The 26,290-nt window shown below is 55.4% G+C and carries 21 protein-coding genes; 11 read left to right on the plus strand and 10 right to left on the minus strand.

Annotated elements, in window-relative coordinates; translation table 11 throughout:
- Positions 1 to 40: 40 nt before the first annotated feature.
- From P8S54_RS08135 to P8S54_RS08145, 3 genes are read right to left on the minus strand one after another with little or no spacing between them, the layout of a single operon-like run.
- Complete coding sequence (locus P8S54_RS08135) at positions 41 to 736, minus strand: DUF1007 family protein (protein WP_281443974.1); 696 nt, start codon at positions 734 to 736, stop codon at positions 41 to 43.
- Complete coding sequence (locus P8S54_RS08140; protein ID WP_281443975.1) at positions 733 to 1,095, minus strand: hypothetical protein; 363 nt, start codon at positions 1,093 to 1,095, stop codon at positions 733 to 735. The genes P8S54_RS08135 and P8S54_RS08140 overlap by 4 nt, the downstream gene beginning before the upstream one ends.
- Positions 1,092 to 1,700, minus strand: a complete 609-nt coding sequence (locus P8S54_RS08145) for a hypothetical protein (RefSeq protein WP_281443976.1) — start codon at positions 1,698 to 1,700, stop codon at positions 1,092 to 1,094. The genes P8S54_RS08140 and P8S54_RS08145 overlap by 4 nt, the downstream gene beginning before the upstream one ends.
- A gap of 185 nt (positions 1,701 to 1,885) precedes the next feature.
- On the opposite strand from P8S54_RS08145, the gene P8S54_RS08150 reads away from it, so the two are divergent.
- Entirely contained in the window at positions 1,886 to 3,025 is a 1,140-nt protein-coding gene (locus P8S54_RS08150) for a glycerate kinase (RefSeq protein WP_281443977.1), read from the plus strand.
- A 228-nt stretch (positions 3,026 to 3,253) separates the two neighbouring features.
- Entirely contained in the window at positions 3,254 to 3,730 is a 477-nt protein-coding gene (locus P8S54_RS08155; RefSeq protein ID WP_009099176.1) for a Dps family protein, read from the plus strand.
- A 74-nt stretch (positions 3,731 to 3,804) separates the two neighbouring features.
- Here P8S54_RS08155 and P8S54_RS08160 read toward each other — a convergent pair whose 3' ends face one another.
- Positions 3,805 to 5,268, minus strand: coding sequence for an aminoacyl-histidine dipeptidase (locus tag P8S54_RS08160; protein ID WP_281443978.1), 1,464 nt, complete (start codon positions 5,266 to 5,268; stop codon positions 3,805 to 3,807).
- Between the two features lie 126 nt (positions 5,269 to 5,394).
- Positions 5,395 to 7,530, minus strand: coding sequence for a GNAT family N-acetyltransferase (locus P8S54_RS08165; protein WP_281443979.1), 2,136 nt, complete (start codon positions 7,528 to 7,530; stop codon positions 5,395 to 5,397).
- Positions 7,531 to 7,846: 316 nt separating this feature from the next.
- Here P8S54_RS08165 and dctP point away from each other — a divergent pair, with 316 nt between their 5' ends.
- The 3 genes from dctP to P8S54_RS08180 all read left to right on the plus strand — a co-directional run bounded on the left by dctP (position 7,847) and on the right by P8S54_RS08180 (position 10,845).
- Entirely contained in the window at positions 7,847 to 8,950 is a 1,104-nt protein-coding gene (gene dctP, locus P8S54_RS08170) for a TRAP transporter substrate-binding protein DctP (RefSeq protein ID WP_281443980.1), read from the plus strand.
- A gap of 63 nt (positions 8,951 to 9,013) precedes the next feature.
- The gene (locus P8S54_RS08175) at positions 9,014 to 9,517 is read left to right on the plus strand and encodes a TRAP transporter small permease subunit (RefSeq protein WP_281443981.1); all 504 of its coding nucleotides are present in this window, start codon (positions 9,014 to 9,016) and stop codon (positions 9,515 to 9,517) included.
- The gene (locus P8S54_RS08180) at positions 9,514 to 10,845 is read left to right on the plus strand and encodes a TRAP transporter large permease subunit (RefSeq protein WP_281443982.1); all 1,332 of its coding nucleotides are present in this window, start codon (positions 9,514 to 9,516) and stop codon (positions 10,843 to 10,845) included. Before P8S54_RS08175 ends, P8S54_RS08180 begins: the two co-directional genes overlap by 4 nt.
- Positions 10,846 to 10,938: 93 nt before the next feature.
- Here P8S54_RS08180 and P8S54_RS08185 read toward each other — a convergent pair whose 3' ends face one another.
- Complete coding sequence (locus P8S54_RS08185) at positions 10,939 to 11,940, minus strand: LacI family DNA-binding transcriptional regulator (RefSeq protein WP_281443983.1); 1,002 nt, start codon at positions 11,938 to 11,940, stop codon at positions 10,939 to 10,941.
- 30 nt (positions 11,941 to 11,970) lie between these two features.
- A complete protein-coding gene (locus P8S54_RS08190; protein ID WP_281443984.1) occupies positions 11,971 to 12,909 on the minus strand; it encodes a 3-hydroxyacyl-CoA dehydrogenase in 939 nt (312 codons plus the stop codon).
- 204 nt (positions 12,910 to 13,113) lie between these two features.
- Between P8S54_RS08190 and hisD the strand changes: the two genes are divergently transcribed.
- The 3 genes from hisD (at position 13,114) to P8S54_RS08205 (ending at position 17,053) form a co-directional block, all read left to right on the plus strand.
- Positions 13,114 to 14,424, plus strand: coding sequence for a histidinol dehydrogenase (gene hisD / locus P8S54_RS08195; RefSeq protein WP_281443985.1), 1,311 nt, complete (start codon positions 13,114 to 13,116; stop codon positions 14,422 to 14,424).
- Entirely contained in the window at positions 14,421 to 15,173 is a 753-nt protein-coding gene (locus tag P8S54_RS08200; RefSeq protein ID WP_281443986.1) for a glucose 1-dehydrogenase, read from the plus strand. The genes hisD and P8S54_RS08200 overlap by 4 nt, the downstream gene beginning before the upstream one ends.
- A gap of 179 nt (positions 15,174 to 15,352) precedes the next feature.
- Positions 15,353 to 17,053 (plus strand): iron ABC transporter permease, encoded by a 1,701-nt coding sequence (locus P8S54_RS08205; protein WP_281443987.1) that lies wholly within the window; start codon positions 15,353 to 15,355, stop codon positions 17,051 to 17,053.
- A 28-nt stretch (positions 17,054 to 17,081) separates the two neighbouring features.
- On the opposite strand, the gene P8S54_RS08210 is transcribed toward P8S54_RS08205, so the two are convergent.
- On the minus strand, positions 17,082 to 18,179 hold the full coding sequence (locus P8S54_RS08210; RefSeq protein ID WP_281443988.1) for an ABC transporter ATP-binding protein: 1,098 nt from the start codon (positions 18,177 to 18,179) through the stop codon (positions 17,082 to 17,084).
- A gap of 239 nt (positions 18,180 to 18,418) precedes the next feature.
- Between P8S54_RS08210 and P8S54_RS08215 the strand changes: the two genes are divergently transcribed.
- Positions 18,419 to 19,444 carry a Fe(3+) ABC transporter substrate-binding protein gene (locus P8S54_RS08215; protein WP_281443989.1) on the plus strand — a complete coding sequence of 342 codons (1,026 nt, stop codon included), beginning with the start codon at positions 18,419 to 18,421 and terminating at the stop codon, positions 19,442 to 19,444.
- A 123-nt stretch (positions 19,445 to 19,567) separates the two neighbouring features.
- On the opposite strand, the gene polA is transcribed toward P8S54_RS08215, so the two are convergent.
- Complete coding sequence (gene polA / locus P8S54_RS08220; protein ID WP_281443990.1) at positions 19,568 to 22,348, minus strand: DNA polymerase I; 2,781 nt, start codon at positions 22,346 to 22,348, stop codon at positions 19,568 to 19,570.
- 175 nt (positions 22,349 to 22,523) lie between these two features.
- On the opposite strand from polA, the gene P8S54_RS08225 reads away from it, so the two are divergent.
- Together P8S54_RS08225 and speA are read left to right on the plus strand one after the other, a co-directional pair.
- A complete protein-coding gene (locus P8S54_RS08225) occupies positions 22,524 to 23,480 on the plus strand; it encodes a homoserine kinase (protein WP_281443991.1) in 957 nt (318 codons plus the stop codon).
- Positions 23,480 to 25,399 carry a biosynthetic arginine decarboxylase gene (speA, locus tag P8S54_RS08230; RefSeq protein WP_281443992.1) on the plus strand — a complete coding sequence of 640 codons (1,920 nt, stop codon included), beginning with the start codon at positions 23,480 to 23,482 and terminating at the stop codon, positions 25,397 to 25,399. The genes P8S54_RS08225 and speA overlap by 1 nt, the downstream gene beginning before the upstream one ends.
- A 166-nt stretch (positions 25,400 to 25,565) precedes the next feature.
- On the opposite strand, the gene P8S54_RS08235 is transcribed toward speA, so the two are convergent.
- Positions 25,566 to 26,231 (minus strand): fumarylacetoacetate hydrolase family protein, encoded by a 666-nt coding sequence (locus P8S54_RS08235; protein WP_009099193.1) that lies wholly within the window; start codon positions 26,229 to 26,231, stop codon positions 25,566 to 25,568.
- Between the last annotated feature and the right edge of the window lie 59 nt (positions 26,232 to 26,290).

Raw genomic sequence — 26,290 nt, forward strand, 5'->3', positions numbered from 1 at the left:
TATAAAGTAACACTTTATACACGACTCCCCCCGCCACTGCCTAGGGGCAAATGACGCGCCCTGTTTCGGCAAAGTGCCTGCCCAATCCTGGCTCCGCTTGCTCATCAACATCGAGCAGCGCCGCCTGCATCACCAGTTCTGGGTCAGGGTCTGCAGGTATGATAGTTAACTCGCAGCTTGGCTCTCCGTGCAGGATGAGCGCCTGCTCAGAAGGAGAGCCGTCCTCCTCATCATGCACCACTTCAAGGTAGTAGGTAGGGTCAAACACTTGGTACTCAAGCGTATGGCCCGCTAGCGGCTGAGGCGAGGACAAGGGCAAAATGAACATAAAGGTTAAGCGGCCATCCCGCTCCATCGCCGTATATTCAGTGACGTCCCCTAGTGCTTGCCGCTGTCCATCAATTCGTACTTCGGTGAAATAGTGCTGGTGCGCCAAGTTATTGCGAATTTCACTACCTAACTGGTCAAGCCCCTGCGCAAGATCCGCTCCCTGCACCTGCTGAAGCTCTTCAAACACCACCAAACTGTAGAAAGGATCCATTTGCCACGTTTGATGCAGGGCACTCACTACTCCCTGATCATCGGTGACCACCCGCACATTTAGATCTATCCAACCGTGAGGGTGGGCTAACACGCTTGGGCTTATACAGAGTCCAGCAAAGCCAATGGCTAACGCGCCACGCCAGGCGCGTCCTTTACTTTTTAGATCGGTAAGCCTGGGTGTTACTGCTGTCACGGTGCTTCTCCCAACTTATTCTGTAGCTCGACTAGCCATGGATCCAACAAGTAGGGCGGCAGCGGTTGGTTTCCCCGCAGGGCTGAGATGCGTACCCGGCTGCCGCCACCCTCTTCGCTAACCTGGAGCTGTAATCGGTACTCCGGCCAGCGGGCAAGGGAGGCTTCCGCACGTCCTAAGGCTAAATCCGCATGCCTGACCACATACCCTTGGGTCATCATCAGCTCTACGGCCTGACGAAATGTCTGCTCTGTTGACGCAGCGTAACGAAGCTCTCGGGTTTCAGCCGGTTGTTGGGTAGCGCAGCCAGCCAACACCAGCAGGGCACTGACGATTAACATACAGCGAAGTCTCTTCATAGCGCGCTCTCAATGCTAGAGGATTGCGATAGCGCTGCCTGGAAGCGCTGGCAAAAATCATCGTTACTGGCGCTATAGGACTCGCGAAGATCCCTTAAGTGATCATAACGGCGAATATCCCGCGAGATGCGCACATAACCGTCATTTACTAACAGCGAAACCCGCTCGACTTCAACCGGCCGCTGGCCGACGCCACCACCAAACCCTGTCCCAACCCCTAAACCGATGCTGGAACCGCCACGCCCACCCAACCCGATACCTCCAAATACCCGCATGCCACGCCCGTACCCATAGGCGTTATCGTAAGGATCGTAATAACCAATCAGGTCTCGCTGGCGACTAGCACTTACTAACCCCAAGTGGGTATCCGTAGAAGCAAGCTCAAAGCCCCACGCCTCCAACACCGCAACACTTTGGGCCAGCACTTCTTGCGCCAACGCCTCATGATCCTGCCCGTTCCCTGTTGCCTGTGGCACTGCTGCCGAGCCTACAGGAAAGTAACACGATGCCGCTGGGGCAGGATCGGCTTGTGGCAGCCGATCAGGTAGGGTCTGACAGCCCACCAACAGCAGCAGACAACTCATACCCAGAGTAATTATCTTCATGTTAGTTCCTCTAACTGTCGTCATGGCTGGTGTGGCATCGGGTAGCACGCTAAGCTCGCCAGCAGCGATCACTAAATAGCCGCAAACTGAGACAATATTTTAGATAGCGTGTTTCAAAGACCGCTTTTCAAAGACTGCTTTTCAAAGACTGTGTTTTAGAGACCATCATTTATGGAGGTTGTGCGATGAATGTACTGCTTTGCCCCGATAGCTTTAAAGATGCCTTGAGCGCTGAACAGGCGGCTCGGGCAATGGCCAGCGGTGTCAAGCGCGCAACGCCAGCCGCCACGCTAACGGTTTGCCCACTGGCCGATGGCGGCGAAGGCAGCCTTGAAGCCCTGATTGCCGCCACCGGCGCCGAGCGGCGCGAGTTAACCGTACAAGACGCCTTGGGGCGCCCCCGTCTAGCCTCCTGGGGCTGGCTCGGCCAACAGCGTACCGCGTTTATCGAACTGGCAGAAGCCAGCGGGCTACAACACCTGTCTGCTCAAGAGCGCAACGCCCTGCACACCTCTACCTACGGCGTAGGCGAGCTATTTACAGCTGCTTTAGATGCGGGCGCCGAAAGGGCCCTTCTGCTGCTCGGCGGTAGCGCCACTAACGATGCAGGTGCAGGCATGCTGCAAGCGTTAGGTGCTCAATTGCTGGATCAGCAGGGTTCCCCACTGCCCCCTGGGGGAGCAGCGCTCCAGCAACTGGCTACCCTGGACCTTGCAACGCTGGACCCACGCCTAGCCACACTCCAGGTTGAGGCGGCGGTGGATGTAGACAATCCCCTGCTGGGCGAACGGGGAGCAAGCGCCGTGTTTGGCCCACAAAAAGGCGCTTCTCATGATGACGTCGCGCAGCTGGATCGCGCCCTTAGCCACTTCGCTGATATATGTTCAGACGCGCTTGACCGCGATGACCGAGCGCTTGCAGGGGCAGGGGCTGCCGGTGGCATGGGGTTTGCGGCGCGCATGTTTTTCAATGCCACGCTCACGCCGGGTATTGAAATGATTATGCAGCAAGCCAAGCTTTCTGAGCTGCTCGCTCAGGCTGATTTGGTCATCACCGGTGAAGGCCGCTTAGATGGCCAAAGCCTTGCTGGAAAAACGCCGATTGGCGTTGCCCGCGCAGCACACCGCCAGGGTAAGCCCGTGATTATTTTAGCCGGTAGCTTAGGCGATGGCTGGCAGGATTGCTTTGAAGAAGGCGTCACCGCCGCCTTTTCCCTGGCAGATGGCCCCATGAGTCTTGAGCAAGCCCTACCGCGCACCGCAGAGTTACTAGCGGCGCGCTGCGAGAGCATTGCTCGCTTATGGATAGCGCGAGATAGGCCATAGATGACGAGAGATATCTTAGCTGAGCGCTAACCCTTGAAAAACCGGGCTAGCGCCTGCATCTCTAAGCTAGACGCAAGCCGTATCAGCTTGCTGCCAGCACTATGTTATGGCGCTATTGCCGCGATGCAAAAAACTTGTTTTGCAGCTTAAGGCAAGCGTCTTAAGCTACATCAAATGATTTGATGGCCGTTAAATACTAACGCGGCTCCAACCATGGAGGAGCATTACATGACCGACACCAATAGCATTGGCCTGCACGAAGGCAGCGCCAGCCAACTGGCCGAAAAACTCAACCACCTGCTGGCCAACTACCAAATTTTTTATATGAACGTCCGTGGCTATCACTGGAACGTAAAAGGCAGCGACTTTTTTGAGCTGCACGCTAAATTCGAAGAGCTCTACACCGACCTCCTCACCAAGGTAGACGAAGTAGCCGAGCGTATCCTCACGCTAGGCCATAAGCCGGTGCACGCATATAGCGACTACATAACGCTATCGCACATTCAGGAAGATAAAGATGTGCACGACGGCAAGACCTGTGTGAAAGGGGTGCTGACCGGTTTCCAAACACTGATTGAGCTCCAGCGTGAGCTGCTATCACTTGCTTCAGATGCTGACGACGAAGGCACTGCTGCCCAAGCGGGCGACTACATCCGTGAGCAGGAAAAAACGGTGTGGATGCTGAATGCTTACTTAGGCAAGTAAGCGTTAATCGCAAGCTAAACACGAAAAACGGCACCTACGCGGTGCCGTTTTTTTGTGGCGGACTAACGAAGCCGTTAACGCGCCGTCGCTAATTGTTCAATCAGCGCACGCAGCATGTCCCAAAACTCCGCCACTGAATCCAGCTCCACTCGCTCATCTGGGGAGTGAGCGCCGCGAATCAGCGGGCCGAACGAAATCATATCCAGATGCGGATACTTACTGCCTAAAATACCGCACTCAAGCCCCGCATGAATCACCTTTACCTCAGGCTCACGGCCAAGAAGCTCAGCATGGCGCTGTTTAAATATCGCCAGCAGCTCACTTTCTGGGTTAGGCGCCCAGCCGGGATAGCCATTTTCCACCTTCACCCGTGCGCCCATCAGCCCAAACAGCGCTTGAAAGCGGTCCGCCATCGCCTCCGTCGCACTATCGTGTAACGAGCGTACTAGCGCGCATAGATGAAAACGCCCGGCCTCCAAACTCAGCACACCCAGATTATTCGAGGTTTCTACCACGCCCGGCACGTCGGCACTCATACGCTCAACACCACAGGGGGCCACATGCAGGGTGGCAAGCAGCATAGCGCTGGCATCTCGGGTGAGCGGCTCTGCCTCAGGAGGCGCTATACGCTGGGCCGTTAGCGTTAGGCCGCTGTCACCGCTCCCAAGCTCTGCTTTTAAGGTACGCTCTAAGCTTGCCACTGCGGCTAACGCCGCTTCTATATCGTCGGCAGGTAGAGCCACCTGGGCAAATGCCTCCCGGGGAATCGCATTGCGTAAGGTGCCACCTTGATAGCTGATAAGCCGTACATCAAAGGTTTCCAGCGCGCGTAGCACCCGTACCAGCAAACGGTTGGCATTGCCCAGAGGCTTATGAATATCCATACCCGAGTGACCGCCTTTTAGGCCGGTCAGCGCTAGTGATATCACCTGCTCATCTTCCTGCAGCTCGGCGCTGGGTAGCTGAGCATCCACCACGACATCGGCGCCCCCTGCACAGCCAATATAGACTTGGCCACGATCTTCGCTGTCCAGGTTGAGCAGCAGTGACCCCTCTAACCAATGCTCGGCTAGGTTTAATGCGCCCCCCATGGAGGTTTCTTCTTCTAAGGTAAACAGCGCCTCCAGCGGCCCATGGGTAAGCGCCGGATCTTCCAGTACGGCAAGAATCGCCGCCACACCCAACCCATTGTCAGCCCCCAGGGTAGTGCCATCGGCATGTAACCAGCCCTCATTAACGTAGGTGCTGATTGGGTCGCGGGTAAAGTCGTGCTCCTTGCCAGCATTGGTCTGGGCCACCATGTCTAAATGCCCCTGCAACACCACCCCCGGCGCCTGCTCGCAGCCCGGCGAGGCCGGCTTGCGAAGCCGCAAATTGCCAAAGGCATCACGGTCGTGGGCAAGCCCTTGGGCATCGGCCCAGGCTTCAAGGGTAGCTACCAGCGCGGCTTCATGACCAGAGGGGCGCGGCGTGTTGCATAGCGTACGGAAGTGGCGCCAAACAAGGTTTGGTGCGAGCGCTTCTAAATGTGCGTTCATGGGAGCTCTTATTTATCGATAACCGATCTATCCTAACGCTCTGAACCACGTCAGGAAAGCGTGTGCTTTCTATCTATTCATCTATATATAATCTGCCTGCCTCCCCCGCCTCAGCCATCTACTTACCTATTCCTCTTGACTAAGTATGCGCTGGACGGCCTGACGCAGTCGGCTAATCGCCTCGCCGTGAGCTTTTGCCAAGGGCTGGTTCTGAAACGCCCAGGCGGCCAGCTGCTGATGGGCTAAGCTTGCCTGCTCATCCAACGACCAGCGGCTTGCTTCCCGGGCAAGCGACTGCAACGCCGCCCGGGCAAGCGCGGGGTCACGGTAAGCATACGCAACGTCATCAACGGCCTGCCTATCAACCTGGTTAAGTGGCTCGCTCTGGAACGACGGTAATAAAAGCACCAGCACAGCGGCAGGCAGCGCGGCCAATTCAAATGCCAAGAGGCTCGGTAATGAAGATGCAAATTGATCCCGCAGCGCTTTAAGCACCGCTTCACCCTCCGCATTTAACGCCTTCGCCACCATCACTGCATACTCTCCGGTGGCTGTTTCGCGGGTAACGCCCAGGCGCACAGGGACAAATCCTAACGCCAGCCAAAAGCGTAGCAGTGACGCCTCGGCGCCAAAGGTGGCGCCATATAGCGCGACCCCTTGCTGGGCAGCGTCAGCGGTATCCTCTTTTAAAAGCCGTCCCGCGAGCCCTTCCCGTCGTCGCTCAGGGTGAGTCGCAATTCGTGATACCCGACGCCAACGGGCCGTCAGCGCTTCCCTGCTTCCACTGTGCGCTGCCAGCGACTGGGCAAGCAGGTGCCCCTGGGGGCGGCGTTCGCCACGCGCTACCTGCTCAGCAAGCTCCGCTGCAAAACCGCCCTCCTCGCGGGTAACTAGCACCGCCTGAGGCTCATCGTCATGGGTGATGATACGTAGCCCTGTGCCTGGGCCATCCAATAGCTGGCGTACATCGCTAGGGGTGGTGCGGTAGTGTGACTGCACTAAAAGGCCGAATAGCTTTTCTAGCCGTGGTTCTTGCTGAGCGAGTTCGGCTTGAACCAAGAGAACACTGCTTCCTTCGCCCTGCTTGGCTTGTGGCAGCGGCGCCTTTAACAGCAGCAGTTGCTGAATCGCCGCTTCAAGAGGGTCTGATGACGACCAGCGGACAGGCTCCGTGAGTTCAATTGCTCGCCACTGAGGCGCTTGGTGATTGAGCACCTCACGAAAGCGCAAAGCGAAGCCTCGCCCTGAGCCCTCGTAACCATGTACCGTGGTCGCAAAGGCAATACGCGGAAACGCAGCAAGCCACTGCCCTAGTAGTGCCGCAGGAATGGCGGCGGCTTCATCAACCAGCAGGTAGCTGCCGTCACCGCCACGGCGCTGGTCGTTAACAGACTCAGTAAGCAAATCTGGCGGTAAAAAATCCACGGCGGCACCGCCTGGCATCACAAAGCGACCTGGCGCTTCCCGCAGACCGTCGGGGCAGAGCGCTGCTAACCGGGCAAAAAAGCTTTCTAGGGAGCTTAACCGGGGGGCTGTCACCACAATCTGTGCTACGCCTTTGGTCAACAGCCGAGCGCAAGCAATCCCCAACGCAGCACTTTTACCGCGCCCCCGGTCAGCAGTAATCACCAGTGGTCGGCGCCGCTTAAGCCCCACCAACCCGGCAACGGCCCTGGCTTGATCTAGCGTTAGGCAGTCGGCGTCATCGGCATAAGCAATACGCTGTGCGCTGGCGGATAGCTTAGGTAGCTTCAACCCGCTATCGGCTGACCAGTGAATAATGCCGGGAGATGACAGCAAACGCGCCATACGCGCTAAGTAGTGCGCAGTAAGGGACTCCCAGTGCCAGGGGTGATCAGCAAAACGGGCGTAATCAGGGTCAGGATGACGACCAAAGCACGCGGGCGTGATCACAACGCACAGACCGCCTGCCGTCACGGTGCCTGCTAATGCGCCCAAGGCATCCGGGTCTAGCCCCTGGGCACCGCTGGCATCAATCACCATCAGTTGATGCTCGGCACCTAGCCGGGTACGCGCCTTGCGTGCTGTTACGCAGGGGGTAACCGGTGCTTCCTGTACATCACCTACCCAAAGCGGCGACTGCCAAGGTGCTGCTTGCCAAAGCTGCAGGGCCTGCTGACGGCACTCGTTTGGCGGCCCAAATAACCACACGAGCTGCCGCCAGCGGCGGCGCTGCAAGCGCGCTGCGTGACAAGCCAGTGCATGAACCTGACGGGGACGCGTAGTACTCAATGAGGTCATATCAGCTTCCAAACGGGCGTTATGCTTACAACTTTGGTATTGAAAACACTGCTTTTCAACGCTGAAACTCTTCTTCTTACTGCCATACTGACGTCATAAATGCTTGTTAAATTTAACAATTACAACCAAGTAACCAATAAGCATGGCGTTTGTTCTATTAAACACTGATATTGCGCCGCAGCGGGTAGGTTGTGATAGCTTAGATTTGTAGCGAGACGGACGCAGCGCTTTACGTAAACGTCACCTCTCGCTCATTAATTTCCTGTCTCCAGGTAACAAACACTAATAAATCCGTACGCCAAACCAGGAAAACATCATGAAAAAAATGACAAAATTCGCCCTAACAGGCCTTGCGGCTGGCGTTGCCTTCGCCGCACTCACCACTACCGCTCAGGCACAAGAACAGTGGACAATGACTTCCACTTGGCCCGACAACTTAGACCTAATTAAAATTGACCAACACTGGGCTGAGCTAGTTAACCAGCTTGCCGGTGATGAACTACAAATCAATTTCCGCGCGGGCGGCACATTAATGCCTGGTACTGAGGTATTTGATGCCACTGAAACCGGCAGTATTGAAGCTGCGGGCGACTGGCCAGGCTATTGGGCTGGCACAAACCCAGCTTTCTCGCCACTCGCCACCACTACCAGTTTGTTTAACGCCGTTGACTATATCAACTGGATTCAGCAGTGGGGCGGCCGTGAGCTCTATGAAGAGATCTACGGCCAGTACGACATGATGTACCTCCCCTATGCAGCGCTAAATAATGAGTCTGGCTTTATGGGCCGCACCCCCATTGAGAGCCTCGCCGATTTGGAAGGTAAGCGCCTACGCCTCTCTGGCCGGGACCAAGGCCGTGTACTTGAAGAGCTAGGCGGCTCTCAGGTCACGCTAGCCGGTGGCGAAGTGTACCAAGCCATTGAGCGTGGCGTTATCGATGCTGGCGAGTTCTCAACCCCCGGCGTTGACTACAATGCAGGCTTTGCAGAAGTTGCTGATTACTGGGCCACCCCAGGCTGGCACCAGTCTGCTAGCGTCTTCGGGGTAATGATTAACATGGACGCGTGGAATGCTCTCTCCGAAGAGACCCAGCAAAAGCTAAGAATTGCTGCGGACGCTACCATGGCTTGGTCGTTGGCGTGGTCTGAGCGTGAATCTACCGATGCAACCCAGAAGTTTATTGATGCTGGCATCACCATCAACCAGTTCTCGGAAGAGGATCTGGAGCGCATTCAGCAAATCACCAACGAAGTGATCGTACGCGGCGCGTGTGAGAACACTGACCACGCAAAAGTCTATCACTCCATGGTTAGCTACTTGGAAGACTACGCTAAATGGCGCGACATCTCTGCGCCATTCAATATGAGCCGCACCATGGACAACCTACCCTCATTGGAAGAGATCGAAGCCTGCCTATAAGGCGCTTCTGCGCCGCCCCGGTTTACCGGGGCGGTTTTTTTGTGCTGACCGCGGAGATCTTCCATGAATGCGATTGCCAAGGCGATCGATGCGATTAACGAATTATTCGGGCGAATCGTTGCTCCGTTAATTGCCATCATTACCCTCATTGTTCTTTTTGACATTGCGTCACGCTTTTTCTTAGGGCGCCCCAGCGACTGGGCGTTCGATGTGACCAAAATGCTCTTTGGCGCCCACTTTATGCTGATGGCTGCCTATGGGTTACGCCACCACGCCCATGTTGAAGTAGACGTCATCAAGCGATTGCTATCCCGTAAGCGCCAAGCATTAGTTGAGGTAATCGGTTATCTGGTCTTCTTTGTTCCCTTTATCTGGATGCTACTGACCTTCGGCTGGCGCTTCTTTGAACGCTCCTTCAGCCGTGGTGAAACTACCTATGGCATGGTGTCGATCCCGGTTTACCCCGTGAAGGGTGTCATCGTTGTGGCCGCTGTATTACTGCTGCTACAGGCGATTGCCATTGTGTTGCGTGCGATTATCCAACTGCGCGAGGAGAAATCAGCATGAACCTGAGTCCTGAACTGCTGGCGCTAGTCATGTTTGGCGGGCTACTTATCGGCCTTTTTATGGGCCATCCTCTGGCCTTTGTACTCGGTGGCGTGGCCGTTATTGGTGCGTTCTTAGGCCCTGGTGAGCGCGTACTGGGCACACTGATTAACAATATTTTTGGTAATGCCATGGACAACTATGTCCTGGTGGCTATTCCCCTATTCGTATTAATGGCGAGGTTTCTTAACGACTCAGGCGTCACGGAGAAAATGTTCGATGCCATGCGCTTGCTGCTTGCTAACCTGCGGGGTGGCTTGGCGCTGACGGTCGTTATTGTATCGGTACTGCTGGCGGCGACCACCGGTATTGTTGGGGCATCCATTGCGGTGATGGGCATGATTGCCTTAGTGCCGATGCTTAAGTATGGCTACAACAAAGAGCTAAGTGCCGGCGTCATTATGGCCAGCGGCTGCCTAGGTATTCTTATCCCCCCCAGCATTATGCTGATTTTAATGGCCAGCTACTCGCCTGTTTCTGTCGGCGCGCTATTTGCTGGCGCCATGATTCCCGGGCTGATGCTCGGCGTCATGTACGCCCTTTACGTACTGCTTATTTGCCATTTCAAGCCCTCCTACGGCCCTCCCGTCCCCAAAGAAGAGCGGGCAGAGGTAAGTACTAAACAGCTGTTGATTATGCTGGCCAAGTACGTGGTACCCCCTATGTCTCTGATTCTCGGTGTACTAGGGGCACTATTCACAGGCATTGCCACCGCGACGGAAGCATCGGCAATCGGGGTCTTTATCGCCTTTGTTCTGTTTATGATTTTTGGCGACCGTAAGATCAAAACTTGCTACAACACGCTGATTGAGGCTGGTAAGACCACCACCATGGTCATGCTGGTACTGGTAGGGGCCACGGCATTTACCGGGGTGTTCTCGCGCGGCGGCGGTATGCAGGTAATTCAAGATTTGCTGCTAGCGATGCCGGGTGGCACCACCGGCGCGCTGATTATGATGCTGTTCTTAGTGTTTATTCTGGGGATGTTCCTAGACTGGACAGGCATTGTGCTACTCAGCTTCCCGATTATGCTGCCCATCGTCCAGCAGATGGGGGTTGACCCCCTCTGGTTCGTGGTCATGGTGGCCGTGGTTCTGCAAACCTCGTTCCTCACACCGCCGTTTGGCTATGCGCTGTTCTACTTAAAAGGGGTGGCACCGCCAGGGGTAGAGATCGTCGATCTTTACAAAGCGGTTATCCCCTTTGTAGCGCTGGTGCTACTAGCCTGCTTGTTGATGTCGTTCTTCCCATGGCTGGTAACCGGTTTACCTAAAATATTGCTAGGGTAATCATTCAACAACCCAAAAAGCCGCCTCGCTCATGCGAGGCGGCGTACTTTCAAAGCCAGTTTTTATCTTTAAATGCTTTGGGACTTTCGCTTTTTAACGGCGCACGCTGGCCCTGACAATGGGTGTCACTGGCAGCACCTTATGCTCACCCGCCACATGGCCGCTGGAAGTTTGGGCCAACAGAAGTGATGTAGCCTCGTCCACCATTGCCTCTATAGGTTGTTGCACCGTGGTTAGCTGATAGCTTGACCACGCCGCTACGGGGATATCATCAAACCCCACCACCGCCACATCCTCGGGCACCCGCAAGTCCATTTCCGCTTTTAACGTGTCAATCACGGCTATTGCCATATGATCATTCGCGGCAAACACCGCATCCGGATAGACGTCTGCCGTGAACAGCTCACGAGTTACCGCTTGAGCGGTGGCGAACTGATAGTCGCCCCGCGCCTCTGCCCAGCATGCTTTTCCATGGGCTGCCAGAGCATCCAGAAACCCTTGCCGACGTTGGCTACTGGTAGACGATTCGGCTAAACCGGCAATAAAGGCAATACGCTCGCAGCCACGTTCAATCAAAAACTCACCAACCCAATAGCCACCGTGGTAGTTGTCGCTGGCGACTTGGCTGACGCCTTCAAACGCAACCGTACGATTGATCATCACCACCGGAATACTCCGCGCCACACACTCGCCGGCAAATGACGAGGAGAGCGTCGCAGACAGCATCAAGATACCATCAGCCTGGCTTTGTAAAATTTCAGCCATGACGCTAGCTGACTCTTGTTCATCGCTACTCATAAATAGCAGCAGGTGATAGCCATACTGCTGAAAACGCCGTGACGCGTACTCCAGCATTTGCGCATAAAAGGGGTTATCCAGCCGTGACATGACAACTGCAATTGTGCGTGAGGTGCGGGTGATTAATGAGCGCGCGATGGCGTTCGGTCGATAGCCTAACTGCTTAGCAGCTGCTAATACTTTCTCTCTGGTTTTCGGTGCGATGCTCGCATTGGGTGAAAAACAGCGGCTCACCGCCGATTGCGACACACCGGCAAGTGCCGCCACTTCTTGGGATGTCACCGGCCGTTTTCTCATTTACACCTCATATCAAAAACAACATTGCCGTTAACTTCCTGGCTGCGCCTGTTTGTGGGCAATCAACGCCATCAACCGCCGGTCGCGCCAGGCTTGGCGGCCTGCCAACTGGTTATTGGGCAGGGCCTCTCGGCGCTGCTCATCCAGCGCTTGCAGTGTTTGTGCCTCCCAGGGGTTATCACCGCTGCGCTGAGTATCAACATCGCGATACAGCGGGCCATAACGCCCGGCGTAATCCACTACCCCCTTTGGCGCATTGAGGTCTATGGTTTCAAAAGGCCCCATAAATGACCACCGAAGCCCTAGCCCATGTTTTACGGTTTTATCCAGGTCTTCTGCTGATACATAGCCATCGCGAAAAAGCCGTAGTGCCTCGTTAAGTAGCGCCCCCTGCAAGCGATTCAAGATAAAGCCCTGCACCTCTTTATTAACAAGAATGGGCTCTTGCTCGACTTGGCGCATTAACGCCATGGTGCGCTCAATCACTTGAGCGCTGGTGGTATTCGAGGGCACTACCTCTACCAGCGGAATCAAATAGGGTGGGTTCACCGGGTGTGCAACTAGGCAGCGCTCTGGATGCTTCAAATGCGCCGTAAACTGTGAGGCGACAATCCCAGACGTTGAGCTAGCAAGGATTGTATCGGGTTCTGAAGCTGCTTCAAGCTGGGTGTAAATGGCCTGCTTAGCCGCAACATCTTCTGGCCCACACTCCTGTACATACGCTACCCCGGTGAGCGCTTTAGTGAGATCTGACTGTGCGTCAATACGTGCCAAAATAGCCGCTGGCTCCTCAACTAGCCCCGCTTTTTGAAGGTCTTCAAGCGACTCATTTATTCTGCTGAGCACCGAGTCGAGCTGAAGGTGGTCAACATCGTATAAACGTACGGCAAGCCCTGCACGGGCAAACACAATTGCCCACGCCCGGCCAATCAGCCCTGCTCCTACTACGGCTACTGTCATAGTCATCATTGTCATCCTATTTATTGCTGTTATTGCGGATACATTGCCACTAATACGCGGCAATCAGGCACTTAATATAGCACTCACACAAACTATTTGCATTCGTATGCAACAACACCTAGCCTTACGTTTAGGCGCATAACGTACGCCATCCAATAACAAAGCCTTTGTTAAAAGCCACCACACCACAACGCCTAATTAAAAGGAGCTTTTATGATTCGCCACTTAAAATCCGGTGCCTCCGTTGAGTCGCGTAACGAAGCCGACCGCCAAGTGCGGGAAACCGTCGAAAAGACGCTGGCTGATATCGAGGCTAACGGTGACACAGCCGTGCGCCAGCTATCTGAAAAGTTTGATAACTGGTCGCCTGATTCCTTTCGTTTAAGTGACGCCGATATCGCCCAGGCGATGAGCGAGGTGTCTGAGCGTGACCTTGAGGATATTCGCTTTGCCCAGGCGCAAATTCGCCACTTTGCCGAGGCCCAACTCGCCTCGATGCAGCCAGTCGAAATCGAAACCCGCCCAGGCGTCGTGTTAGGCCACAAGCACCTGCCGATCAACTCAGTAGGCTGTTACATTCCCGGTGGTGCCTACCCCATGGTAGCCTCAGCCCATATGAGCGTGCTGACCGCTAAAGTAGCGGGCGTAAAACGCGTCATTGCCGCCGCGCCGCCTCACAAAGGCAAGCCTCACCCGGCCATTGTGGCCGCTATGCATCTGGCAGGCGCCGATGAAATATTAGTGCTTGGTGGCGTTCAAGCGGTAGGCGCCATGGCAATTGGCACAGACACCATTGCACCGGTCGATATGCTGGTCGGCCCCGGTAATGCCTTTGTGGCTGAAGCCAAACGCCAGCTGTTTGGCCGTGTTGGTATTGACCTGTTCGCAGGCCCAACCGAAACACTCGTAATCGCCGACGAGAGTGTCGATGGCCTACTGTGTGCCACTGACCTGTTAGGCCAGGCCGAACATGGCCCCACCTCCCCTGCTGCCCTGCTAACCAATTCAGAAAAACTCGCCAACGACACCTTGGCCGCTATTGAAGCGCTGCTCGAAAAGCTACCCACAGCTGAGATTGCCCGCCAAGCGTGGGACGCTCATGGTGAGATCATTGTGTGTGATAGCCATGAAGAGATGCTGCAGGTGGCTAATGAGATGGCCTACGAGCACGTTCAGGTAATGACCGAAGACCCCGAGCTTTACCTGGAAAACATGACCAACTACGGCGCACTGTTTCTTGGCCCACGCACCAACGTGGCCTACGGCGATAAAGTTATCGGCACCAACCACACCCTGCCGACCAAAAAAGCCGCCCGTTATACCGGTGGCCTTTGGGTGGGTAAATTCCTTAAAACCTGCACCTACCAGCGCGTGCTGACTGACGAAGCCTCCGCTGAAATTGGCAGCTACTGCTCGCGCCTATGCGCCCTAGAGGGCTTTGCAGGTCATGGCGAGCAGGCCAATGAGCGAGTGCGCCGCTACGGCAAACGCGATGTCCCTTACGCATCAGCGGTGGATGCATGACACTACCGCAAACACCCAGCCTGCAGCTCACCGGAAAGCGGGCGTTAGTGACAGGGGCAAGCCAAGGGATTGGCTTTGCTTGCGCCTGTGCGCTGGCGCAAGCAGGGGCGGATGTCACCCTGGTTGCACGCAGTGAAAATACGCTAAACGAAGCCGTTAACGCCTTGCAAGCCGCTGGATATAGCGCTTCTGGGCTGGCGCTGGATGTTAACGACCATGCGATGCTAGCCCAGACGTTGGCGGGGCGTTCGTTTGATATTTTGGTGAATAACGCAGGCACTAACCGTCCCAAACCGCTGCAGGAAACCACGGCAGATGACTATGCAGCGGTGATGGACTTGAACGTTAAAGCCACATACTTTCTCACTCAAACCATCGTTGCCCAGATGCCCAAAGGCGGCAGCGTGATTAATATCTCATCGCAAATGGGCCATGTGGGGGCCGCTAATCGCAGCCTTTACTGCGCTTCAAAAGCCGCGGTGGAAGGAATGACCCGCGCCATGGCGGTTGAATTAGGCCCGCGCGGGGTTCGCGTCAACACAATCTGCCCCACCTTTGTTGAAACTCCCATGACGCGGCCGTTTTTTGATCAACCCGGTTTTTTAGAGAGCGTAATCGCCAATATTCCCCTGGGAAGATTAGGCCAGCTGGAGGACATGATGGGGCCCGTGGTGTTTTTAGCCTCTCCGGCATCTGCACTGGTGACGGGCAGCGCCTTAATGGTGGACGGTGGCTGGACAGCGCGATAATCCAGATTGCCCCCTCCTACTTTTGATAAACCCCGCTCCCAGGCGGGGTTTATTATATGGGCGGTAGGTTAGCTGCAGCCGCGAAGCGCAAGTGTTACTATTTGCACCCGTAACTTTTTCGCATTGACGTTCGCATTTGCAATGCGGTCATTGCCCGCCTCGACCTAGGAGACAACGACGTGTCGCTACCTGCTCGCCGTTCACCGCTGGCTCTACTTTCAGGTTTAGCCTCGCGTTTTACGCTGTCGCTAAACCCTTGGTCGATTGCGCTATTTTTAATAGCCCTGTCGGTGGCACTGCCTATCCTCGTGGTGTTTGGGCATATCCTGGTACCCACGGAGGGCGTGTGGCAGCATCTTGCCAGCACCGTGCTTCCCCGCTATCTCTCTAATACTTTTTGGCTGGTGCTGTGGGTAGGGCTAGGTACGCTGATTATCGGCGCTAGTTCTGCCTGGCTGGTGGTGATGTGCCGTTTCCCTGGCAAGCGGATCTTTGAGTGGGCCTTACTGCTCCCTTTGGCGGTACCCACCTACGTGATCGCCTATGCTTACACTGACTTTTTGCAGGTAGCGGGGCCGCTGCAAAGCGCTCTGCGCGCGTGGTTTGGCTGGCAGTTCGGCGATTATTACTTTCCCAATATACGCTCGCTAGGCGGGGCCGCCACACTTATTACCTTTGTGCTCTACCCCTACGTCTACCTGCTCGCACGCGCCTCTTTTCTTGAACAGTCGGTGTGCGTGCTGGATGTGGGCCGCACGTTAGGCCGCGGCCCATGGCATCTGTTTAGTAGCGTTGCCCTGCCGCTGGCGCGCCCCGCATTAGTGGGCGGGGTGTCGTTGGTGCTGATGGAAACGCTCAATGAATTTGGCGCCGTGCAGTTTTTTGGCGTGGATACCTTTACCACCGGCATCTACCGAACATGGTTTGGCTTAGGTGAACCGGTGGCTGCCGCTCAGTTGGCGGCTTGTCTGCTTACCTTTGTGATTGTGCTGGTGCTACTTGAGCGCTACTCCCGTGGTAAACGCCGCTATTTCCACACCACCAACCGTTACCAGCAGTTGCCAGAGTACCAGCTACGCGGCTGGCGTGCGTTTGGCGCAACCATGGTGTGTTTACTGCCTATCGTGATCGGCTTTTTACTGCCCAGCGGCATCTTGCTGAATTTAGCCATTCACCAGGGCGACACGCTATTTGGTACCCGCTTTATTCGCTTCGCCACCAACAGCCTAAGCCTCTCACTGGTGGCGGCCTTAATCGCGGTGGGCATGGCGGTGCTACTTAGCTACGGCGTTAGATTGCACAACTCAGCAAGCGCCCGGCTGTTCACCCGCGTGGCCGCCATGGGCTACGCGATCCCTGGCTCGGTGGTGGCAGTGGGGATCTTGATTCCCTTCGCCTGGCTGGATAACACCCTTAATACTTGGCTACATGAGCACTACGGAAAAATCATCGGCCTAGTATTTAGCGGCTCGGCGTTTATTTTAATTTATGCCTATGTAGTGCGCTTTTTAGCGGTGTCGTTCAATGCCGTAGAAGCAAGCCTGGGGAAAGTCACGCCGAGTATGGACGCGGCCTCGCGCACCTTGGGGCAGACCGCTGGCGGCACGCTGCGCAAGATACATACTCCCTTAATGCGCAGCAGCTTGCTGGCGGCGGGTATTTTAGTGTTCGTAGACGCTATGAAAGAGCTTCCCGCTACGATGATACTGCGTCCGTTTAACTTCGATACGCTAGCCGTGCGCGCCCACAGCCTAGCCTCCGACGAGCGCTTAGCAGAAGCATCCACGGCGTCACTTACCATTGTGGTGGTGGGGATATTGCCGGTCATACTACTCAGCTTGGCAATGCGCCGGGCACGGCCCGGCAGCCAAGCTGAGTAATGTGGGCTGGGTAGCCCAGTAGAATGGGTTAGCGAGGAAAGATAAACACCTGGGAGTGGTCCAAGTCGATATCAATCGGCTGGCCCTCCTGGGGAAGAAACACTCCGGGCACGCGAGCGTGTAAGTGCGCTTCCTGACCATCTTCGCCGTGGGCACATAGGTGAATTAAGCTAGTACGGCCCAGCAGTTTTGCCATCACCACGTGGCTGTGGCTGTGGGCCTCAGCAGGTAGGTCGCGCTCTTTAATACGCAGCGCTTCGGGGCGAATCATGATTTGCGCTTCACTCCCCTCCTCCAGCCAACTGGCGTCTACCGCACCCACCGGGGTCTGCACTTTGCCATCGTGAACCGTGCCGCTTAGCTCGTTAACCTCCCCAAAAAACGTCACCACAAACGGGTCAATCGGTGCGCAGTAAAGCTCACGCGGGGTGCCGGTTTGGATAATTCTGCCATCACGCATCAGCGCAATACGATCCGCCATAAACATGGCTTCTTCAGGATCGTGGGTAACCAGTAAGGTGGCAGACCCCAGCTTCTTAAGCACGTGAAGCGTATCGTCGCGAATGCGATCCCGCAGCCGGGCATCTAAGCTTGAAAACGGCTCATCCAGCAGCATTAACTTTGGCGTAGGTGCCAAGGCGCGCGCCAGCGCCACGCGCTGCTGTTGACCACCCGACAACATATGCGGGTAAGTTTCAATGTAGTTGGCCATACCCAGCTGAGTAAGCAACTCTACCGCCCTCGCGCGGCGCTCGCGGCTGGGCAGGTGTTTAAGGCCAAAGGTAACGTTTTCCAGCACGCTTAAGTGCGGGAACAGCGCCGAGTCTTGAAAGGCGAGGCCGACATTACGCTTTTCCGGCGGCACATGGCGCTTACCGGGCGCAGCAATGGGGTTTCCATCCAGGCTAACCGCGCCGTCCTGTAGCACTTCCAACCCCGCAGCAATGCGCAACAAGGTGGTTTTCCCACAGCCCGACGGCCCCAATAGACAAACCACCTCCCCTGGGGCGATGTTTAAATCTATCCCTTTGACGACTTGATTAGTCGCAAACGTATGATGGACCTCTCGCAGAGACAGGGCCGGTGCGGGGGCCGCAACATCGGTAAGTGACACAGTTGCCGTCATTTTTTCACCATTGCTTTATTCGACCATCGTTTCGTTCGACCATCGTATTGCTAACGCAATACAGTTACGAACACGGTTGAAAGTTATTTGCATTCTAATTTCTATTGCGATGAGATGCACGCCTCATCCATACATTGAATGATTTTAGTTACCATTTAGCTTGACGCCGACGCTAAGAAGCGCTTGAATACCCATCACGATAATGCAACTTATTCTCATAAGCATTCAGGGGTATTTTAATGAACAAAACACGCCTTTCCGTCTCTGTCGCTGCCATCATGGCGGGCGCTGCCTTCGCTAGTAGTACCTTGGCCAATGAGGTCAATATTTATTCAGCGCGCCACTACGACTCAGACGAGATTCTTTATAGTGCGTTCACCGAAGAAACCGGTATTAAAGTGAACGTACTGGAAGGCGACTCTGACCAGTTAATGCAACGCATGCGCCGCGAGGGCATCGCCAGCCCCGCCGACGTGATGCTGACAGTGGATGCAGGTCGTCTTTGGCGTGCCGAGCAAGACGGTCTTTTCCAAGCCGTTGATTCTGAGGAGCTTAATGAGCGCATCCCCGAGTCCATGCGCCACCCAGAAGGCAAGTGGTTTGGCTTTAGCCAGCGCGCACGGGTTATTTTTTACAACCGCGAAAATTTTGACCCCAGCGAAATCGCTAGCTATGAAGACCTAGCCGACCCCCAGTTTGAGGGCCAGGTTTGTATCCGCTCATCGAACAATATTTACAACCAGTCGTTGCTTGCTTCAATGATTGAGCACCACGGCGCAGAGGGTGCAGAAGAGTGGGCAAAGGGTATTGTGAGCAATTTAGCGCGCTCTCCTGAAGGTGGCGATACCGACCAAATCCTCGGGGTTGCCAGTGGCGAGTGTGACCTGGCGATTGCTAACCACTACTACTACGTTCGCTTACTACACTCGGATAGCGAATCCGACCGTGAAGCGGCACGCAAAGTGGGGGTCATCTTCCCCAACCAGGACGACCGCGGCACCCACATTAACGTTGGTGGTGCAGGCCTAGTAGCTAACGCCCAGAATGCAGAAAACGGCATTCGTTTCCTGGAGTTCTTAGCGTCAGAAAGCGCACAAGAAGTGCTGGCTGAGCGTAACTATGAATTCCCGGTCGTTGAAGGCATCAAGAAAAACCCGGTATTAGAGTCATGGGGTGCCTTCGTTAGAGACGACGTAAATATCAACGTGCTGGGTGAAAACAACCCGGAAGCAATTCGCATTTTTGACCGTGTTGATTGGCGCTAAGCCTAGCCGCCTATCGTTAGGCGCAGGATTAGGATAGTCCAACGCTAAACAATCACCCGCAGCTTAGCTGCGGGTGATTTGCGTTATGCCTAGCGATTACCCAGGGCCTGGTGTGTAAAAAGGCTAGTGTGCCTCATCCCAGTTAGCACCGCTTTCTGCCTCCACAATCAGCGGCACTTTCAGCTCTGCTGCTCCCTGCATGCGTTGTTGCACCTGCTCGATAAACGCATCGACCTGTTTTTCGGCCACCTCAAACACCAGCTCATCGTGCACCTGCATGACCATAAGCGCATCAAACTCGCCCTCAGCCAGCCAGGCATCCACGTCGATCATTGCCTGTTTGATAATATCAGCGGCCGTCCCCTGCATGGGGGCATTAATCGCGGTGCGCTCGGCACCCTGACGGCGGTTGCGGTTTTGCGACTGAATTTCCGGCAGATATAGGCGCCGACCCAACACGGTTTCCACAAAGCCATCTTCCGCGGCTTGTGCACGGATACGGTCCATGTAGCGGGCCACACCGGGATAGCGATCAAAGTAACGGTCGATGTAGGTTTGCGCCTGGTTACGATCAATATGCAGCTGACGCGATAACCCCCAGGCGCTCATGCCATAAATCAGGCCAAAGTTAATCGCTTTGGCGCTGCGCCGCTGGTCTCCCGATACCTTGTCTAACGAGGTACCAAAGACTTCTGCGGCAGTGGCCGTGTGAATATCGCGCCCATCGGCAAATGCGTCTAGCAACCCTTTATCTTCGGAAAGATGCGCCATAATACGCAGCTCAATTTGCGAGTAGTCGGCCGCGACAATGCGGTAGCCAGGGCGAGCGATAAACGCCTGACGAATTTTGCGCCCCTCTTCAGTACGAATAGGGATGTTTTGTAAGTTCGGATCAGACGATGACAGCCGCCCAGTGGCGGTAACCGCTTGGTGGTAGCTGGTGTGAACCCGGCCAGTGGCTTTATTGAGCAGGCGCGGTAGCTTGTCAGTGTAGGTAGATTTCAGCTTGGCAAGACCACGGTGCTGCATAATCACTTTAGGCAACGGGTAATCCAGCGCTAGCTCTTCAAGCACGGCCTCCGCCGTGGAGGGTGCTCCTTTCGGCGTTTTCTTGATGACCGGAATCTTCTGCTCTTCAAACAGGATCTGCCCCAACTGCTTGGGCGACCCTAGATTAAACTCACGGCCTGCCAATTCAAACGCTTGGCTTTCCAGTTCACGAATACGGCTTTCAAGCTGCTGGCTTTGCGCGTGTAGGCGTTCAGCATCGAGCGCAACGCCATTGCGCTCGATGCGTGACAGCACGTTGATCAGCGGTAGCTCAAGGTTGTCCAGAACGTCGGCTAGGCGACCTTCCCGTTCGACCTGGGGCCGCAGGATATCCTGAAGGCGTAGCGTGATATCAACATCTTCGCAGGCGTAAGGCGCCGCTTGCTCTAGAGCAATTTGATTAAAGGTGAGCTGCTTTGCCCCTTTACCGGCGATGTCCTCAAATGAAATCGTCTTTTCGCCCAAATACTTCAGCGCCAGCGAGTCCATATCATGGCGTGTGGCGGTGGAGTTCAATACATAGGAGGCCAGCATGGTGTCGGCCAATGGCCCTACCACGGCAATCTCATAATTGGCCAGCACCGAAATATCGTACTTCAGGTTTTGGCCAATCTTGGTTTTGTTTGGGTCTTCCAGCAGCGGTTTTAGCGCGGCCAGAACCGCTTTGCGGTCTAATTGTTTGGGGGCATCCAGGTAGTCGTGGGCTAGCGGAATATACGCCGCTTCACCAGCCTCCAGCGCCAAGCCAATACCAACAATTTCGGCGTCCATGTAGTTGAGGCTGGTGGTTTCCAGATCAAAACAGAAACGCTCAGCGCGGCTCAGGCGGTCGAGCCAGGCTGCAAACTCGCTCTGCTCAACAATAACGTGGTCGAGACGTTCAGCAGGCGCGGCGACAGGGCTATCGTCAGGCATACCCTCATGCTTATCTGCAGGTACTGGCTCGCCACCTTTTACGTCATCCACGCCTGCGCCGTTACCTTCCAGCAGCTCACTCAGCCACTGGCGGAACTCCATCTCTTTATAAAGCTCAACCAGCGCTTCCCGGTCAGGATGGGCGATATCCAGATCATCCAAGCCGACCGGCAGATCACAGTCGACTTTAATGGTCGCCAGCTGATACGAAAGAAACGCCTGTTCTCGGTGCTCTTCTAGCTTCTTAGGCAAGGTTTTCGCACCCCGGAAGGTGAGCGTTTTCACCCGCTCTAAATCGCCATAAATAGTGTCTAACCCACCGCCCATGCCTTGTAGCAGGCCAATAGCAGTCTTTTCGCCCACCCCCGGCACCCCAGGGATGTTATCAACCTTATCTCCCATCAAGGCGAGAAAATCGATAATCAGTGCGGGAGGCAAGCCGAACTTCTCTTCCACGCCCGCCTCGTCCAGGGTTTCATCCTTCATGGTGTTAACCAGCGTGATGTGGCTATTGACTAACTGCGCCATATCTTTATCGCCGGTAGAAATGACGGCATCGCGCCCCGCTTGCGTTGCCTGGTGCGCTAGCGTGCCAATGACGTCATCTGCCTCAACGCCTTCTATGCATAACAACGGCAAGCCCAGCGCTTTCACACAGGCGTGCAGCGGCTTAATTTGGCTGCGCAGCTCATCTGGCATCGGCGGGCGATGCGCTTTGTACTCGCTGTACATCTCATCGCGGAAGGTTTTACCCGGCGCATCAAATACCACCGCCATGGGGCTTTCAGGGTAGTCCTTGATCAGCCGCTTCAGCATATTGATAACGCCTTTCACCGCACCGGTCGGCTGTCCGTTAGAGGTGGTTAGCGGCGGCAGCGCATGAAACGCGCGGTACAGGTAGGAAGAGCCATCAACAAGCACGATTGGGGCACGGGCCATAACCAAATTCCATTGTTAGCAAAACAGGTAAAAAGTCTGCCGGTTATGATACGCGTTCATAGCAGCCGATGCAGAAACAACCACCGCTAATAACCGCTTTGAAAGCGTAACAACGCTGCCAACTGACGCGGCAAGCCGCTACAATAATGGACTTAGCAACCTGGGCGAGACTCAAATGGCTGTATTCACCCCGCTTAGCGACGCACAGGTCGCCGCGTTTTTGGAAAAGTTTGATGTAGGTAGCTTCGTTTCACTTCAGGGTGTGGCGGGCGGCACGGAAAATTCGACGTTTTTTGTCACCACCGACCGCCGCGAATTGGTGCTAACCCTGTTTGAACAAGGCGAGCATGAAGAGCTGCCGTTCTTTGTCGATTTATTAGATTACCTGGATGAACACCGTTTACCGGTGCCCGGCACCGTACACGACCGTGAAGGCATTGCGCTGCACAGTTTAGCGGGCAAGCCTGCGCTGCTGTTCCCGCGCCTACCAGGCCGTCATCCTGAAGCACCAAACATCACCCAGTGCCAAGTACTGGGCGACACGCTTGGCCGTTTACACGGGGTGTCTCAGCGCTTTCAAGGCCAGCGCCCGAACCCCCGTGACCTGCATTGGCTTCGGGCAGTACACCACAAGGTACTCGCCTACCTCAGCCCGGAAGACCAGGCGCTGATGAAGGATGAAGTGGATGACTTCGAGAGTGCCTTTAGCCAGCATGGCGAACTACCCCAGGGCGCGCTGCACGGCGATTTATTCCGCGACAACACGCTTTACGACGGCGATAAGCTGGGCGGCATCATCGATTTTTATAATGGCTGCACCGGGGATTTACTGTTCGACCTAGCGATTGTGATTAACGACTGGGCCTCTAATGCGGATGGCTCGCTAAATGTAGAGCGCCATGACGCGATTCTTAGCGCTTATCAGGCGCGTAGACCGCTCACCGCCGATGAAAAAGCGTTGTGGCCAACCATGCTGCGCATGACGGCGCTACGCTACTGGCTTTCGCGTTTGCTAGTGGTGTATGTGGACCCGCCGGCCCACGACTTAACGCCCCACGACCCTGCGCGTTTTCGAACTATCTTAAAGGCACGCATCTTATTAGGTGCGCTACCGCTTCCAGAGGCTTCTTAATGAGCGAAACGGTCACCAGCAGCAGTCCCGCGCTTCGCGCACGTCGCACGTGGAATATTGACCAGTGGGGCAGCGGCTACTTTGATGTAGACGATCTCGGCCAAGCGTTAGTACGTCCGCTTGGCAACGATGCAGAAGGGCCTGCGCTGCCCATTAGCGGCCTAGTGCGCCAGCTTCAAAAAGCCGGGCTACGTTTGCCGGTACTGGTACGCTTTAGCGACATTCTCCACGATCGGGTAGAGCAACTTTGCGGCGCCTTTGATGCCGCCATGCAAGATGCGGATTACCAGGGCGGCTACACCGCGGTCTACCCCATTAAAGTTAACCAGCAGCGCCGCGTGGTAGAGGAAATTTTAGCCACGGCAGAGCGTGGCAATGGCCGCGTAGGGCTGGAAGCCGGCAGCAAACCAGAACTGCTGGCCGTGCTTGCTCTGTCAGACGGCGGCTCTTCGCTGATTGTGTGCAACGGCTATAAAGACCGTGAATACGTCCGCCTTGCCCTGTTAGGCGAAAAGCTGGGGCACCGCGTTTACCTGGTGGTTGAAAAGCTCTCTGAGTTAACGGTCATTCTGGAAGAAGCCCGTGAACTGGATGTTATGCCGCGCATTGGTTTACGAGCACGGCTTGCCTCGGTGGGCAAAGGCAAGTGGCAAAATACCGGCGGCGAAAAGTCTAAATTTGGCCTGACCGCGAGCCAGATTCTTGAGGTTGTGGAAACGCTTCGTGCCCAGGATGCCCTGGCAAGCCTACAGCTGGTTCACTTCCACCTCGGCTCACAGATTGCCAATATCCGCGATATTCAACGCGGCTTGCGTGAGTGCGCGCGCTTCTACCAGAACCTGATTACCCTGGGCGCGCCTATTGATACCGTGGATGTGGGCGGCGGTCTGGGCATCGACTATGAGGGCACTCGCTCGCGCAGCTACTGCTCAGCCAACTACTCCATGCGTGAATATGCCCGTAACGTCGTGAATGCGTTTGCCCAACTGTGCCAAGAAGCCAACCTGCCCCAGCCTCACTTGATCAGTGAGTCAGGCCGCGCGCTGACCGCGCACCACGCAGTACTGGTGACCAACGTCATTGGCGAAGAGCGTATCGATGATACCCCCCCGGAGCGAACGCCTCAGGATGACCCTCAGGTAGAAGCCCTGTGGCGAGTTTTTGAGCAGCTGGCCGAGGTTCAAGAACCGAGAGTACTCGTAGAGGCATGGCACGACTTGCTGCAAGCCGTGAGTGAGCTTCAAGACCGCTTTGTGCTAGGGCTAAGCGACATCAACGCCCGTGCAATAGGCGAGCGGCTCTACATGGCTGCCTGTGCAAGGCTGCGGGGCCAGCTGGATACCCGCAACCGCGCTCACCGTGAAATTTTGGATGAGTTAGCTGAAAAACTGGCCGACAAACTTTTTGTGAATTTCTCGCTTTTCCAATCGGTGCCTGACGTATGGGGGATTGAGCAAATTTTCCCAGTGCTGCCGCTAAGCGGGTTAGATCAAGCGCCAACGCGACGTGCCGTTATCCAGGATATTACCTGCGACTCCGATGGCCGTATCGACAGCTATGTGGATGGCCAAGGCGTGGAAAGCACGCTGCCGTTACCAGAGTGGAAGAGTGAAGATGAGCGCTGGATTGGTTTTTTCCTGGTGGGGGCTTATCAAGAAATTCTCGGCGACCTGCACAACTTATTTGGCGATACCGACTCGGTTGATGCTGCGCTTGATGCCGATGGCAACTGGGTGATCTCTAACGCCCAGGCGGGTGATTCGGTGGCCGATGTGCTGGCTTACGTCAACTTTGACGCTAAAGTGCTTAAGCGAAAACTCTTTGCGCAGCTTGAGGCGGCTAATTTCTCCCCACAGGAGCAGGCACACTTTGCCGCTAGCTTAAATGAAGGACTTGAGGGCTATACGTATTTGGAGTGAGGGCAACCCCATTAGCAGCTCTTAGTACTCCTTCAAGAACTAGCTTTAAAACCGAACGCCCCGGCGCTGGATACAGCGCCGGGGCGTTTTCTATCGCTAATTGATGGGGTGGCTCAATTAGCTAGCGCGTCGAGGGGTAACGCTCACACGCTCATCACTTAGCGACTCACTCTACCACGCTAGTGGTAATGTCCAGACCACCGGTCAGCGTTAAACGTAGCTTAGCACCACGTGGCAAAACACCCACGCCAGCAGGCGTACCGGTGAGAATGATATCGCCTGGCTCCAAGGTAAAGTGGCGGCTCATTTCCGCTACCAAGGTAGGGATCGCAAAAATCATGTCGGCGCCTTCACCGTGCTGACGCTGCTCCCCATCAAGCTCCAGCGTAAAACTCAGCGCATTCCAGTTAGGTACGCGGCTTAGCGGAAGAAACGGCGAAAGCGGGCAAGCGCCATCGAACGCTTTGGCGATTTCCCAGGGGTGGCCTTTCTCTTTTAGCTGCGTTTGCACATCGCGCAGGGTGAGATCCATAGCAAGGCCAATACCGGTAATCGCCCGCTCAGCTTCATCGTGGGTAGCATGGGTAAGCGTTTCACCGATGAGAAGCGCTAACTCGACTTCGTAATGTACATCACCCCTAGAAAAAGGCGGGTCCAACGGCTTGGTTAAATCAACAACGCTCGTCGCTGGCTTAATAAATAGCAGTGGCTCACTGGGAATAGGATTATCCAGCTCTTTGGCGTGGTCGGCATAGTTGCGGCCGACGCATACGACTTTACCCAGCGCGTGGGGAAACTCCTGGCCATCGGTAAATTGTGGAACAAAACGCATGGCGGGTACTCTCCTTCTCATTATGCGTGCCGCATTCGCAACGACAGGCGCATTAGTCT

Origin of the sequence: Halomonas sp. M1, from assembly GCF_029581375.1 — a bacterium.
Classification (GTDB): domain Bacteria; phylum Pseudomonadota; class Gammaproteobacteria; order Pseudomonadales; family Halomonadaceae; genus Vreelandella.

Excerpts from the sequence above, each read along its gene's own strand:
- dctP (WP_281443980.1), top strand. The coding sequence starts at position 7,847 with ATGAAAAAAATGACAAAATTCGCCCTAACAGGCCTTGCGGCTGGCGTT.
- P8S54_RS08160 (WP_281443978.1), bottom strand. The coding sequence starts at position 5,268 with ATGAACGCACATTTAGAAGCGCTCGCACCAAACCTTGTTTGGCGCCAC.
- P8S54_RS08165 (WP_281443979.1), bottom strand. The coding sequence starts at position 7,530 with ATGACCTCATTGAGTACTACGCGTCCCCGTCAGGTTCATGCACTGGCT.
- P8S54_RS08150 (WP_281443977.1), top strand. The coding sequence starts at position 1,886 with ATGAATGTACTGCTTTGCCCCGATAGCTTTAAAGATGCCTTGAGCGCT.
- P8S54_RS08145 (WP_281443976.1), bottom strand. The coding sequence starts at position 1,700 with ATGAAGATAATTACTCTGGGTATGAGTTGTCTGCTGCTGTTGGTGGGC.
- hisD (WP_281443985.1), top strand. The coding sequence starts at position 13,114 with ATGATTCGCCACTTAAAATCCGGTGCCTCCGTTGAGTCGCGTAACGAA.
- P8S54_RS08185 (WP_281443983.1), bottom strand. The coding sequence starts at position 11,940 with ATGAGAAAACGGCCGGTGACATCCCAAGAAGTGGCGGCACTTGCCGGT.
- P8S54_RS08200 (WP_281443986.1), top strand. The coding sequence starts at position 14,421 with ATGACACTACCGCAAACACCCAGCCTGCAGCTCACCGGAAAGCGGGCG.
- P8S54_RS08225 (WP_281443991.1), top strand. The coding sequence starts at position 22,524 with ATGGCTGTATTCACCCCGCTTAGCGACGCACAGGTCGCCGCGTTTTTG.
- P8S54_RS08175 (WP_281443981.1), top strand. The coding sequence starts at position 9,014 with ATGAATGCGATTGCCAAGGCGATCGATGCGATTAACGAATTATTCGGG.
- P8S54_RS08210 (WP_281443988.1), bottom strand. The coding sequence starts at position 18,179 with ATGACGGCAACTGTGTCACTTACCGATGTTGCGGCCCCCGCACCGGCC.
- P8S54_RS08235 (WP_009099193.1), bottom strand. The coding sequence starts at position 26,231 with ATGCGTTTTGTTCCACAATTTACCGATGGCCAGGAGTTTCCCCACGCG.
- speA (WP_281443992.1), top strand. The coding sequence starts at position 23,480 with ATGAGCGAAACGGTCACCAGCAGCAGTCCCGCGCTTCGCGCACGTCGC.
- P8S54_RS08155 (WP_009099176.1), top strand. The coding sequence starts at position 3,254 with ATGACCGACACCAATAGCATTGGCCTGCACGAAGGCAGCGCCAGCCAA.
- P8S54_RS08140 (WP_281443975.1), bottom strand. The coding sequence starts at position 1,095 with ATGAAGAGACTTCGCTGTATGTTAATCGTCAGTGCCCTGCTGGTGTTG.
- P8S54_RS08190 (WP_281443984.1), bottom strand. The coding sequence starts at position 12,909 with ATGATGACTATGACAGTAGCCGTAGTAGGAGCAGGGCTGATTGGCCGG.
- P8S54_RS08180 (WP_281443982.1), top strand. The coding sequence starts at position 9,514 with ATGAACCTGAGTCCTGAACTGCTGGCGCTAGTCATGTTTGGCGGGCTA.
- polA (WP_281443990.1), bottom strand. The coding sequence starts at position 22,348 with ATGGCCCGTGCCCCAATCGTGCTTGTTGATGGCTCTTCCTACCTGTAC.
- P8S54_RS08215 (WP_281443989.1), top strand. The coding sequence starts at position 18,419 with ATGAACAAAACACGCCTTTCCGTCTCTGTCGCTGCCATCATGGCGGGC.